The sequence below is a fragment of the Mesorhizobium sp. B2-3-6 genome (assembly GCF_006442305.1).
Taxonomy (GTDB): Bacteria; Pseudomonadota; Alphaproteobacteria; order Rhizobiales; family Rhizobiaceae; genus Mesorhizobium.
Genome location: NZ_VFVW01000004.1, coordinates 435,854 through 448,400, shown reverse-complemented (window position 1 = coordinate 448,400; position 12,547 = coordinate 435,854). Strand labels below are relative to the sequence as shown.

Below are 12,547 nucleotides of genomic sequence, written 5' to 3'. Positions count from 1 at the left end.
GCAGTGGTCTCACAAACCCAGCCGTCCAACCTCCTCCTGCCTCAGCTTCAAATCATAATCGAGCAGGAACTCGTCGAGTTGCGGCGGCGCGACCGACGTGCCGGACAGCATCGCGTGCACCTGGCCGCGATGGTGGATGTCATGCAGGAAAACATGGGCGAGGATATCGCCGATCTTTTCCGGGATCATGCCGTCTCCACGCCGGTCAGTAACGACATGGCGGTCGAGGTCGGCTTCCAACAAGGCATCGCAGAAGGTGATCAGCCTGCGGTCGAACTTGATCTGAGCCACTGACAAGTCGGCTGCGCTATCGAACGGCACGAAACCATCGTACACCGCGGCGCCGATACCGCCCTGCTCCAGAAAATCGAGATAGAGAAGATCGACCGCAAGGATGTGGTTGAGCGTCGCCCTTATCGACGGGAAGAAGCTGATGCGATTGGCTTCGAATTCACCAGGCCCCAGCATAAGCACGGCGCGGTAGAGCCGGTCGTTCGACCAGCGATTGTTGCAGGCCATGCGGCGCAGATGATCAAGCAGGTTCATCCTTCAACTTCTTGCGCTCTCACCCTTCATATTTCTCGACCGTCTGCTCGATGGCGCCGAAGATCGAATGCCCGGCCTTATCCTTCATCTCAATGCGCACCGTGTCGCCGAAACGCAGAAACGGCGTCTTCGGCTCGCCTGTCTCGATGGTCTCGATCATGCGCAGTTCGGCGATGCAGGAATAGCCCGCGCCGCCGACCGCGACAGGCTTGCCAGGCCCGCCGCCGAGCTTGTTGGAGACGGTGCCGGATCCGATGATGGTGCCGGCCGCCAGCGGCCGTGTTCTCGCCGCGTGCACGATGAGCGCGGGGAAATCGAAGGTCATGTCGACGCCGGCATTCGCCCGGCCGAAAGGTTTGCCGTTGAGGTCGGCAAGCAGCGGCAGGCTGACCTTGCCGCCGTCCCAGGCCTCGCCCAACTCGTCCGGCGTCACCGCGACCGGCGAGAAGGCCGAGGACGGCTTGGACTGGAAGAAGCCGAACCCCTTGGCGAGTTCCGGTCCGGTAATGGCACGCAGCGTCACGTCGTTGACCAGCATCACCAGGCGAATTGCCTCCCGCGCTTTTTCGAGGCTGGCGCCCATCGGCACATCATCGACAACGACCGCGACTTCCGCCTCCATGTCGATGCCAAAGGCCTCGTCGGCCATGCGGATCGGGTCTCGCGGCGGGATGAAGCTGTCGGAGCCGCCCTGATAGATCAGCGGGTCGGTCCAGAAGCTCGCCGGCATCTCGGCACCGCGTGCTTTTCGCACCAGCTCGACATGGTTCACATAGGCCGAACCGTCAGCCCATTGATAGGCGCGCGGCAGCGGCGAATGGGCATTATGTTCGTGAAAGCGCGCCGACGGCACCGCATTGCTCTCGAGCGACTCCGCCATTGCGGCCAAATGCGGCGAAATCCGCCGCCAATCGTCGAGCGCCGCCTGCAGCGTCGGCACCAGGAAGGAGGCATCAGTGAAGCGTGTAAGATCGCGCGAGACGACGACGAGCTTTCCGTCGCGCGTCCCGTTCTTCAATGTGGCAAGCTTCATGCGGTTTCCTCTCCTGACGCGGCCTTGCGCCGCAAGGCCCACAACAAGGCTGTTATGGGCAATCGTCAAGCCGCCGGCTCAACTTTCCTGAAGGCAGTTTTCCGGCGGCAGCGATCCTTCAGGACCAATCGCCCTCGGGCGTGCCATTGAAGCGCTTCTTCAGATCGGCCCAGCAGTCGATGTAATTGTCCTGCCTGGTGTCGAGTTCGGCAGCGTAGCGGGTCAGCATCTGCGGGAACCGGGTCTCGAACATGAAGGCCATGGTGTTGTCGAGCTTGACCGGTTTCAGATCCGCGCGCGAGGCCTTTTCGAAGCCAGGTGCATCCGGGCCATGGGCCAGCATCAGATTGTGCAGACTGATGCCGCCGGGAACGAACCCTTCTTCCTTGGCGTCGTACTGGCCGTGAATCAGCCCCATGAACTCGCTCATGATGTTGCGGTGATACCAGGGCGGGCGGAACGTATCCTCCGCCACCAGCCAGCGCGGCGGAAAGATGACGAAATCGATGTTGGCGGTGCCCTCCTCGCCGCTCGGCGCCGTCAGCACCGTGAAAATCGACGGATCGGGGTGGTCAAAGAGGATCGCACCAACCGGCGAAAACGCCGCCAGATCATATTTATAGGGTGCATAGTTGCCGTGCCACGCCACCACATCGAGGGGCGAATGGCCGATTTCCGTGACATGAAAATGTCCGCACCATTTGACGATCAGCCGGCAGGGCGTCTCCTTCTCCTCAAACCAGGCGCAGGGCGTCTTGAAATCGCGCGGATTGGCCAGGCAGTTGGCGCCGATCGGGCCGCGGTCGGGCATCGTCAGCTTGGCGCCGTAGTTCTCGCAGACATAGCCGCGCACTTCGGCATCGACCAGTTCGACCTTGAAGACGAGGCCGCGCGGCAGGACCGCGATCTCGCCGGGCCTGAGCTCGATGACTCCCATCTCGGTGACGAAGCGCAAGGCGCCCACCTGCGGCACCACCAGCAACTCGCCGTCGGCGTTGAAGAAATGGTCGTCGACCATCGACCTGTTGGCGACATAGACATGCGCCGCCATGCCGGTCTGCCCAAGCACGTCGCCGGCGGTGGTGATCGAGCGCATGCCGGCGATGAAGTCGGTCGGCTCCTTCGGCATCGGCACCGGGCTCCAGCGATACTGGCCGAGCGCCAGCTCATGATCGCCGACATTGGGCGCACTTTTCCAGAAGGGATAGCTCACCGACTTGAAGCGCCCGGTATGTCTGACGCTCGGCCTGATGCGGTAAAGCCAGGAGCGCTCATTGGTGCCGCGCGGCGCGGTGAAGGGCGAACCGGAGAGCTGCTCGGCATAGAGGCCGTAGGCCGGCCGCTGCGGTGAATTACGCCCGTGCGGCAGCGAACCCGGCAGGCTTTCGGTTTCGAAATCGTTACCGAAACCCGGCATGTAGGAAAAGGCCATCGCTTCCTCCTCGCGAATGCTTGACCAAATTGGTTTCATTTGTAACCATCCAAAATGTAACTATCAATGCCGTGCGCGGGCATTTCTCGATGGCTGGTCATGGAATCCGAAATCCTGGAACTCGAAAGCTTTCTGCCCTACCGGCTGTATCGGCTGGCCGATGCGCTGAGCCGCGAATTCTCTCGGATCTACAAGGAGCGTCACGGCCTCACACGGCCGGAATGGCGTACGCTTTCGGGGCTTGGCCAGCGCGGCACAATGACCGCGACGGAACTCGGCGCGCAGTCGGCGATGCACAAGACAAAGGTTTCGCGTGCCGTGGCGGAGCTTGAGCGTCGCCGCTGGCTCATCCGAACCACTGACGAGAACGATCGCCGCGTCGAGCACCTGGCGCTGACCAGAGCCGGACTTGCGGCCTATAGCGAGATGGTGCCACTGGCGAAGGCTTTCGAACGGGAGCTGCTGGCCCAGCTGAGCGCCGACCAGCAAGCCTCCATCGTCAAAGGCGTTGCGTCATTGGAAAGCGCGTTGGGTCTGAGATAGCGGCTATCGGCAGATAGAATATGAGACGGTGGCTCGACGCGACAGCGCCTTGAAGCAGAGACTGTCTGGCGGTCATTTTCGATCGCTGCTTGCTCGGTGGCGGATTTTCAGCGCTGTATGTCAGCCAGTGATCATCGACGGGCGAATTGGGGGGAAGGATGAAGTCGCTGCTCGCGAGGCCGGTGGCCGTGGTCGTCTTGCTGTTTGCCCGAGCCATCACCGCCGTGCGGCCGTTTTGGCATGAAGGCAGATTGCCTCGGCGTCGCTCGATCTTCTTTGCCAATCACTCCAGCCATGGCGATTTCATCTTGATCTGGGCTGTTCTGCCGCCGCGCCTGCGGCGGCGGGTGCGTCCCGTAGCGGGTGCCGACTACTGGCTGAAATCAAAAGTCCGAGCCTTCATCGGCCGTGACGTTTTCAATGCCGTCCTGATCGAGCGCAATCGCGATGGACGCACGCTGGATCCTGTCGAAAGCATGGGAGAGGCGATGAGGGAAGGCTCTTCGCTCATTCTCTTCCCGGAAGGCACGCGCAACCAATCCGACGCGTCCTTGCAGCCATTCAAGTCCGGGCTGTTCCATTTGGCGGCATCGCACCCGGATTTCGAGTTGGTGCCGGTATGGATCGCCAATCTCAACCGGGTGATGCCGAAAGGGGAATTCGTGCCTATCCCGCTGATCTGCACCGTGACGTTCGGCGAGGCAATGCACCTGGCTGACGGCGAGAGCAAGGATATGTTCCTCGAGCGGGCACGTGGGGCGCTGCTGGCGCTGGCACCGAAAAAGGCAGCGGAATGAGCTCAACCCAATTCGATATGATGGTTCTCGTGCTCGGCGTCTGCGGGATCCTGCTCGTGGCCTCTTTCGTGGGGCATATCCTGGAGCGACGGCTGTCGCCGGAAGGCTCCAACCCAGCCATCGAGAACCTCAACGCCCGTATCAATGCCTGGTGGGTAATGGCGATCCTCATCGCCATAGCATTCATCGCCGGGCGGATCGGCGTCCTGCTTCTCTTCGGCTTCTGTTCCTTCGCGGCACTTCGCGAATTCGTGACGCTGACCAATACCCGGCGTGCCGACCACTGGGCGCTGGCCACGGCGTTTTTCGTCGTGCTGCCGGTACAGTATGTGCTGCTCTGGATCGAGGACTACGAGATCTTTTCTGTTTTCATCCCGGTCTACGCCTTCCTGTTGATGCCCATCATCTCGGCCATACGGGGCGACACCCAGCACTTCCTCGTTCGAATTGCCGAGGTGCAATGGGCGCTGATGATCTGCGTTTTCTGCGCCTCCCACGTCCCGGCTCTTCTGACGTTGCATATTCCCGGCTACGAGGGTCGCAATGTGCTTCTGATAGCCTTCCTTGTCATCGTCGTGCAATTGAGCGACGTACTGCAATACATCTGGGGAAAGGCGATCGGGCATACGAAGATCGCACCAAAGCTTTCGCCGTCCAAGACGCTTGAAGGTTTCCTCGGCGGCGTTGCAAGCGCCAGCCTCATCGGCGCTGGCCTGTGGTGGATCACGCCGTTCTCTCCGCTTCAGGCGGGCGCGATGGCCTTCCTGATCACGCTGATGGGTTTTTTCGGCGGCCTTGTGATGTCCGCCATCAAACGTGACCGCGGCGTGAAGGATTGGGGCCATCTGATCGACGGCCATGGCGGCCTGATAGATCGGCTGGATTCGGTGGTTTTCTCCGCTCCGATCTTCTTCCATCTCACTCGTTATTTCTGGTCACCGGGATGAGGCAGTGATGAACACGGGCGATCGCAGACCACTTGCAAGCCGCGACACGCGCTGGGCACAAGCGACGGCCAGACGTCTCGCCGCACTCTCCGTGACCCCCAACCAGATTTCGCAGGCCAGTATCCTCGCCGGCGCGCTGGCAGGCACGGCCTTCTGGCTTGGCGGGCAGAGCGGCGGCACTTCTCGTTTGCTGCTGTTGCTGGGCGCGGCGCTGTTTTGCCAACTGCGGCTGCTGTGCAATCTGTTCGATGGCATGGTCGCCGTCGAGGGCGGCAAGGCGTCGGCCGACGGGCCGTTCTGGAACGAGTTCCCGGACAGGCTCGCCGATATCGCCATCATGGCCGGCATAGGTTACGGCATCGGCATGCCTGGCCTTGGCTGGGCAGCGGCCTGTTTTTCGGTTCTCACCGCCTATGTGCGGGAATTGGGGCGGGCCAACGAGACGCCGAGTGATTTCACCGGACCGATGGCCAAGCCACATCGCATGGCAGTCGCAACCGTCGCGGCACTGCTATCTACCGGAGAATTCCTTTGGAATGGCCACAACGAAGTCTTGACGCTTGCGCTCGCCGCCATTGCCATCGGCGCCGCCGCAACTGCGTTGCGGCGCGCCTGGCGACAGGTGCGATGGCTGAAAACCAGGCGACCCTAGCATCGCCTGCCTCGAAGCCTGAGACTCCCGGCGCATCGATTACCAGTCCATCACCACCTTGCCCGAACTGCCGCTGCGCATCGCGTCGAATCCAACCTGGAAATCATCGATGCCGATGCGGTGCGTGATCAGGCCTGAGACGTCGAGCGGGCCCTGGACCAGCGCGATCATCTTGTACCAGGTCTCGAACATCTCGCGGCCATAGATGCCCTTGAGATGCAGCATCTTGAAGATGACCTTGTTCCAGTCGATCTCGAACCCGGTCGGCGCAATGCCGAGGATGGCGATCTTGCCGCCATTGTTCATGGTGTCGATCATGTCGCGGAAGGCGGGGGCTGCCCCCGACATTTCCAGGCCGACATCAAAACCCTCCGTCATGCCGAGCGCCGGCATCACGTCGCTCAGTTTTTCCTTGGAGGCGTCGACGACGTGCTGGACGCCAAGCTTGCGCGCAAGATCCAGCCGAACCGGATTGATATCGGTGATAACGACCTTCCTGGCGCCGACGCATTGCGCCACCAGCGCGCCCATGATGCCGATCGGCCCGGCGCCGGTGACCAGCACGTCCTCGCCGACCAGATCGAATGACAATGCGGTGTGAACCGCATTGCCCAGGGGATCGAAGATCGCGGCGATCTCGTCCGGCACATCGTCGGGGATCGGCACGACATTGTGCTGTGGGATCGCCAGGTACTCGCCGAAGGCGCCCGGGCGATTGACGCCGACGCCGAGCGTGTTGCGGCACAGATGCCCCCTGCCCGCGCGGCAGTTGCGGCAATGTCCGCAGACGATGTGGCCTTCGCCCGACACGCGTTGGCCGACCTTGTATTCGGTGACCGCGGCGCCGAAATCCGCGACGGTGCCGACGAATTCATGGCCGGTCACCATCGGCACGGGCACCGTCTTCTGCGCCCAGTGGTCCCAATTGTAGATGTGGACGTCGGTGCCGCAAATCGCGGTCTTCTTCACCTTGATCAGGACGTCGTTGGGGCCGATTTCCGGCACCGGCACCTCTTCCATCCAGATGCCCGGCTCGGCCTTGGCCTTCACCAGCGCCTTCATCATGTTCGACATTCTTTTGTCCCTTGAATCTCTTGATCCGGAAGCGGTTTGCGGCGCCGGTCGCTCAGGAAATCACACCTAGTTCCTTGCCAACCGCACCGAAAGCCTCGACCGCCCGATCAATGTCGGCGCTGGAATGCGCAGCCGACATCTGCGTACGGATGCGCGCCTGGCCCTTGGGCACCACCGGGAAGGAGAAGCCGATGACATAGATGCCGCGTTGCAGCATGCGCGCCGCCATCTCCTGCGCCAAGCTGGCATCGCCCAGCATGACCGGGATGATCGGATGGCCGGCGCCTGCCAGCGTGAAGCCGAGCTTCCCCATCTGTGTCCGAAACCGTTCCGCATTGGCATATAGGCGCTCGCGCAGGGCATCGCCATTGCGGATCATGTCGAACACTCTGATCGAGGCGCCGGCGATCGCCGGCATCAGCGTGTTGGAAAACAGATAGGGCCGCGAGCGCTGGCGCAGCCAGTCGACCACCTGTTTCTTGCCGGACGTGTAGCCGCCGGAAGCGCCGCCCAGCGCCTTGCCGAGCGTACCGGTGATGATGTCGACCCTGCCCTCGACGCCGCAATGCTCAGCCGAGCCGCGGCCGTTCCTGCCGACGAAGCCGACCGCGTGACTGTCGTCGACCATGACCATGGCATCGTATTTTTCGGCCAGATCGCACACACCCGCGAGATTGGCGATGATGCCATCCATCGAGAACACGCCGTCGGTGGCGATCAGCCGGAACCGGCAATCCTTCGCCTCCTTCAGCCGCGCCTCGAGATCCGCCATATCGTTGTTGGCGTAGCGGAAGCGCTTGGCCTTGGACAGCCTGACCCCGTCGATGATGGAGGCGTGGTTCAGCGCATCGGAGATGATGGCGTCCTCCTCGCCCAGAAGCGTCTCGAACAGTCCACCATTGGCATCGAAGCAGGAGCCGTAGAGGATGGTGTCGTCCATGCCGAGGAAGGACGATATCGTCGCTTCCAACTGCTTGTGCTCCTCCTGCGTGCCGCAGATGAAACGCACCGAAGCCATGCCGTAGCCGTAGCGGTCGAGCGCGTGCTTTGCGGCCTCGCGCAGGTCGGGGCTGTCGGCGAGGCCGAGATAGTTGTTGGCGCAGAAATTCAGCACCTTCTCGCCGCCGACATCGATCTCAGCCGACTGCGTGGAGGAAATCACCCGCTCGGACTTGTACAGTCCGGCCGATCTGAGCCCCTCAAGTTCACCGTCGATATGGGAGAGAAATGCTGCGGTCATGATCGTGCCTCGTTTGACGTGGGCCGACTGTCGTCCCGCACGCACAAAAAATCCACCGCAAAAGCGACCGGATCAGGTGGCTGGGTAATGTCGAACGGATGCCGCAGGCATGGCTCGAGGGACGATCCGGATCACATGGGGCCGGCGAATGTTCAAATGCGGACCGGCCGCGAAAGAGGCCGATAACCATTTCGCGACCTTTAAGCCTTTCCCCTTGTCGGCCAGCTGTCGATTTCCAGTCCTGTTAATGTTTGCAGTTCAATGATGCTCATATAGGAATCCGTTGGCGAGAGGGCCGCCCCCCAAGATGTCGCAGCAGCCGGTGCAAACCGTTTCAGGCAAGCTCATACTGCTGATCAAGGCTGGTTATTGGCTGGCGCTGCTGATCATCGCCGCCATGGTGGTGGCTTCCTTCATCCTGCTGCAGCAGGTGATGGCCACCCAACGGCACAACCATACGCTGCTCGATATCGTCAGCACGCAAAAGACGCTGTCGCAGCGCATCGTCTTCCTCGCCGGTGCGACCGGTGCTGCTTCGCGCGACAAGCAGCCGGCGCTCGTCAACGCGCTCAAGCAGGCGACGGCGGAGTTCGAAACCAACTATGACCTGCTGCTCAAGCAGACGGCCGCCGATCCAAAGTCGCCGGCCAGGCTCGATCCGAAGACGATCGAGAACGTCCTTTTCGGCAAGCCTTTTCATCTCGACTATTTTTCCGTCGGGCTGGTCGCCAATGGCGAACGCCTGGTATCGGCCTTCTCGTCCCAACTCGCACTCGGCGACAATGGAGGCTACAAGGGCGGTTACGAACGCGTCACCCTCGACGCCTCGGTCGCCAACGCAACATTGTCGGGCTATTCGGCGCTGGGCCAGCGCATCAGCGCTTTCGCCGACGAACGATCCGAAAAGATGCTCGATCTGCACCGCACGCTGTTTTACGCCACGATCGGCGTCATCGTTCTGGTGGCGCTGTTCATCTTCCGGCCCATGTCAAACGCGATCCTGCGCAAGACGCGCGAACTCGTCGATGCGCGCAATTCGATGGCCTTCATCGCCGTTCATGACGGGCTGACCGGTCTGCACAACCGCACATTCCTGACCGACCATTTCGACACGCTGATCAAGAGCGCGCATCGTCGGCGCGAACGTCTTGCGGTGGTGCAGCTTGATCTCGACCGGTTCAAGCAGATCAACGACACGCTCGGCCACGCCGCCGGCGACTATGTGCTGGTCATCACGGCCCAGCGCATGCGCGATTCCTGTCGGGCGTCGGATCTGTGCGTGCGCCTCGGTGGCGACGAGTTCGTGATGATCCTCAACGGCGCCGGCGGCAGCGAAGACATCAACATGCTGGCACGGCGCATTCTTGCGCACATCAACGAGCCGATCGTCTTCCAGGGCACGACCATTCTACCGGGCGCCAGCGGCGGCATCGCCGTCTATCCGATCGACGCCGACAACGCCCAGGACCTGCTGGTTCACGCCGATCTGGCGCTTTACTCCGCCAAGAAGATGGGCGGCGGCAATTTCTCGTTCTTCTCCGAGGAATTGCGTCGCGAACTCGATTATCGCAAGCAACTCGAGCACGACATCAAGGTTGCCATTTCACAGCAGGCATTCCAGGTCTATTTCCAGCCGCAGGTTTCACTGAGCGACGGCACGATCAGTGGCATCGAGGCGCTGGTGCGCTGGAACCATGCCGAGCGCGGCATGATCTCGCCTGGCGAATTCATTCCCGTCGCCGAGAAATGCGGTTTCATGCCTGATATCGGCCGCATCGTCATCAGCAAGGCGATCAACGAAGCCGCCGAATGGAACCGCGACGGCATTGCTTTCGGACGACTTGCGGTCAACGTATCCGGAACCGAATTGCGCGAGCACGACTTCGATGCTTTCCTGTTCGAGACGCTTGAGAAGGCCGGCCTGCCGCCGCAGAAACTGTCGCTGGAAATCGTCGAATCCGTCATTCTCGATGACGAGAAGACAGGCATCGCGGCAAAGCTACGCCATATCAGGGCCGCCGGCGTCCATCTTGAGCTCGACGATTTCGGCACTGGCTACGCGTCGCTCAGCCACGTCAATCCCAACGAGATCGACCGGCTGAAGATCGATCGCCGCTTCGTCCAGAACATCCATGAGAACGGTGACAACTCCAAGATCGTGCGCGCCATCACCGAGCTCGCGCGCGGCCTTGGTATCTCGATCGTCGCGGAGGGCGCCGAGACCGAAGCCGAACTCGATTCACTGATGGCCATCGGATGCGACCAGGTGCAGGGCTACTCCATCGCCTTCCCGATGCCGCAGGACAAAGCCCGTGACTGGCTGAGCGCCCGCATGCCGAAGAAGGCCAGGCTAACGGTGCTGCAGGGAAGCCTGGCGTAGGCAGCCCTCACCCGCGCTTGACAACTCATCACCGAGATGGCGCCCTGTGACGATCGCAAACGGGTAGTCCCGATGCCGCTTCTGCTTGCTTTGCTGACCATGCTCGCCGCATTTCCCGCTTATGCAGTGGATCGCACCATCTATCTGACTTTCGATGACGGACCGCTGAACGGCACCAGCAACATCCTCGACGTGCTGGAAGCGCAGCAGGTGCCGGCGACGTTGTTCATGGTCGGCATGCATGCGCAGGCGAGCGCGGGCAACAAGGCATTAGTCAGACGCGCAAAAGCTCTGCCGCTGGTGACGGTCGGAAATCACAGCTACAGCCACGCCAACAACCGCTACCAACATTTCTATGCCGATACGGAAGGCGTGGTGGCAGACATGCTGCGGGCCAACGCCGTGCTCGGGCTCGCTCCGGCGGTTCATGCGAGGCTGCCTGGGCGCGACGTGTTCAGACTGCCCTCAATGTCGAAGAACGACACCTCGCTCGGCCTTGCGCAGGAAGGCCGGGAGGAGCCGGACTACGAATTCGTCGCCGCTTCCGGCTTCTATCTCTATGGCTGGGACCATGAGTGGGTGCATGACGACACAGGCAAGCCGGTGCAGAGCGTCGACCACCTGGTCAGCGAGATCGATCACCTGTTCGGCTATGGCCGCTTCGTCAAGCACGGAAAGATGATCCTGCTCATGCATGACGAGATGTTCCAGGACGGCTTCGACGGCAAGACGAAACTGGCCATGCTGATTACCGCGCTGAAGCAGCGCGGCTATGCCTTTGGGACAATCCAGAGTTATGACGACTGAGGCGGTGATCCGGCTTTCCTACAGCGCGTAGTGTCGAAGAGATTCACGCGGCGCGCCTTGGACATCGTCAGCTTTCCACGTTGGCCCGCAAGGTCGCCAGCACTTGCGCAAACTCCGCCAGCCTGTCGTCTGACAGGCCCACGCGCAGCCGCTTGTCGAAGGCAAGCGCCGCCTTGCGCAGTGTCTCGAACATCGCTTCTCCGGCCTCTGTCAATTCGACCAGATGGACCCGGCGGTTGACGGGATCGCGGCGGCGCGTCAGCAATCCTTGCGCCTCCATCGCGTTTAGATGATGGGTGAGCGTCGCTCCCTGTATGCCGATCATTCCGGCGAGCTCGCGCTGGTTGGCTAGCTCGCTCGATTTGACCGACAGCAGAGTAAGCCAGACGGGCAACGTGCCGCCCGCTTCAACCAACGCGGTGTCGAAGGCCTGTGCAACAAGCTTGGCGGTGCGGCCGAGATTCATGCCGACCGGCGGGCGTTCAAAGGGCGTCATGGCAAGACACTAGACGGTGTTTTCCACGGATGGAACTGGCACTCATTTATACATTGACATCTAACAGTTAGATATCTAACTATTTAGGCGACGGCGGGCAAGAGAGGAGAGCTGGTATGCAATATGTCTACATCATCACCATCGGTCTTCACGTCATGGCGGGGGTGTTCTGGGCCGGCACCACCATCACGCTGGCGCGCGACCCCGAGATCCGGGCTGAACGCTTCATTGGACCGCAAATGGGAGCGGCCGGCATGGTGTTTCTCACCGGTGCGCTGCTCTGGTATTTTTTCCATGGTGCCTATTTCGGCTCGATGGAAATGGTGCTGGCCCTCGGCATCGTTGCCGCTTTCGCCGCGGCTGGAGTGCTCAGCACCATGGTCCGCCGCACCAGCACGCAGCTTGCTGGCGCCGACGCGGCCACCGAACCTGCCCTGCGCGCGAAGATGGCCCAAGGCGAGCGAATCGCCGCCTGGCTGCTGGTTCTCACCGTGCTCTGCATGGCCACCGCCAGAATGTTCTGATCACGAATCGTACGGTGCCGGCGCAAGCAGGCGGCGTACGCGGCGCGCAACGAACCAAGGCAGCAGATGGCTCTCC

Annotated in this window: 13 protein-coding genes; 7 read left to right on the top strand and 6 right to left on the bottom strand. The window is 61.6% G+C overall.

Translation table 11 applies throughout. The annotated features are described in order from the left end of the window. Positions 1-9: 9 nt before the first annotated feature. The 3 genes from FJ953_RS14735 to hmgA all read right to left on the bottom strand — a co-directional run bounded on the left by FJ953_RS14735 (position 10) and on the right by hmgA (position 3,011). Positions 10-546 (bottom strand): DinB family protein, encoded by a 537-nt coding sequence (locus tag FJ953_RS14735; RefSeq protein ID WP_140624627.1) that lies wholly within the window; start codon positions 544-546, stop codon positions 10-12. Positions 547-565: 19 nt separating this feature from the next. Then, positions 566-1,579, bottom strand: coding sequence for a fumarylacetoacetate hydrolase family protein (locus FJ953_RS14730; protein ID WP_140624626.1), 1,014 nt, complete (start codon positions 1,577-1,579; stop codon positions 566-568). A gap of 118 nt (positions 1,580-1,697) precedes the next feature. Continuing rightward, the gene (hmgA, locus tag FJ953_RS14725) at positions 1,698-3,011 is read right to left on the bottom strand and encodes a homogentisate 1,2-dioxygenase (RefSeq protein ID WP_140515599.1); all 1,314 of its coding nucleotides are present in this window, start codon (positions 3,009-3,011) and stop codon (positions 1,698-1,700) included. A 99-nt stretch (positions 3,012-3,110) separates the two neighbouring features. On the opposite strand from hmgA, the gene FJ953_RS14720 reads away from it, so the two are divergent. The 4 genes from FJ953_RS14720 to FJ953_RS14705 all read left to right on the top strand — a co-directional run bounded on the left by FJ953_RS14720 (position 3,111) and on the right by FJ953_RS14705 (position 5,950). Beyond that, positions 3,111-3,554 carry a MarR family transcriptional regulator gene (locus tag FJ953_RS14720; protein ID WP_140494170.1) on the top strand — a complete coding sequence of 148 codons (444 nt, stop codon included), beginning with the start codon at positions 3,111-3,113 and terminating at the stop codon, positions 3,552-3,554. Positions 3,555-3,712: 158 nt separating this feature from the next. Further along, positions 3,713-4,351, top strand: coding sequence for a lysophospholipid acyltransferase family protein (locus FJ953_RS14715; protein WP_140624625.1), 639 nt, complete (start codon positions 3,713-3,715; stop codon positions 4,349-4,351). Beyond that, positions 4,348-5,298 carry a phosphatidate cytidylyltransferase gene (locus tag FJ953_RS14710; RefSeq protein ID WP_140624624.1) on the top strand — a complete coding sequence of 317 codons (951 nt, stop codon included), beginning with the start codon at positions 4,348-4,350 and terminating at the stop codon, positions 5,296-5,298. The genes FJ953_RS14715 and FJ953_RS14710 overlap by 4 nt, the downstream gene beginning before the upstream one ends. Before the next feature lie 4 nt (positions 5,299-5,302). After that, positions 5,303-5,950, top strand: coding sequence for a CDP-alcohol phosphatidyltransferase family protein (locus FJ953_RS14705; RefSeq protein WP_181167398.1), 648 nt, complete (start codon positions 5,303-5,305; stop codon positions 5,948-5,950). Positions 5,951-5,989: 39 nt separating this feature from the next. Here FJ953_RS14705 and tdh read toward each other — a convergent pair whose 3' ends face one another. Continuing rightward, on the bottom strand, positions 5,990-7,024 hold the full coding sequence (tdh, locus tag FJ953_RS14700) for an L-threonine 3-dehydrogenase (RefSeq protein ID WP_140624623.1): 1,035 nt from the start codon (positions 7,022-7,024) through the stop codon (positions 5,990-5,992). A gap of 52 nt (positions 7,025-7,076) precedes the next feature. Continuing rightward, complete coding sequence (locus tag FJ953_RS14695) at positions 7,077-8,264, bottom strand: glycine C-acetyltransferase (RefSeq protein ID WP_140494178.1); 1,188 nt, start codon at positions 8,262-8,264, stop codon at positions 7,077-7,079. Between the two features lie 307 nt (positions 8,265-8,571). Between FJ953_RS14695 and FJ953_RS14690 the strand changes: the two genes are divergently transcribed. Continuing rightward, complete coding sequence (locus FJ953_RS14690) at positions 8,572-10,644, top strand: EAL domain-containing protein (protein ID WP_140494180.1); 2,073 nt, start codon at positions 8,572-8,574, stop codon at positions 10,642-10,644. Between the two features lie 72 nt (positions 10,645-10,716). After that, positions 10,717-11,451, top strand: a complete 735-nt coding sequence (locus FJ953_RS14685) for a polysaccharide deacetylase family protein (RefSeq protein WP_140557067.1) — start codon at positions 10,717-10,719, stop codon at positions 11,449-11,451. Between the two features lie 67 nt (positions 11,452-11,518). Here FJ953_RS14685 and FJ953_RS14680 read toward each other — a convergent pair whose 3' ends face one another. Then, positions 11,519-11,917: a MarR family winged helix-turn-helix transcriptional regulator gene (locus tag FJ953_RS14680; protein ID WP_224655784.1), complete on the bottom strand. Its 399-nt coding sequence runs from the start codon at positions 11,915-11,917 to the stop codon at positions 11,519-11,521. A 146-nt stretch (positions 11,918-12,063) separates the two neighbouring features. Between FJ953_RS14680 and FJ953_RS14675 the strand changes: the two genes are divergently transcribed. Beyond that, complete coding sequence (locus FJ953_RS14675) at positions 12,064-12,471, top strand: hypothetical protein (RefSeq protein WP_140521694.1); 408 nt, start codon at positions 12,064-12,066, stop codon at positions 12,469-12,471. Positions 12,472-12,547: the final 76 nt, after the last annotated feature.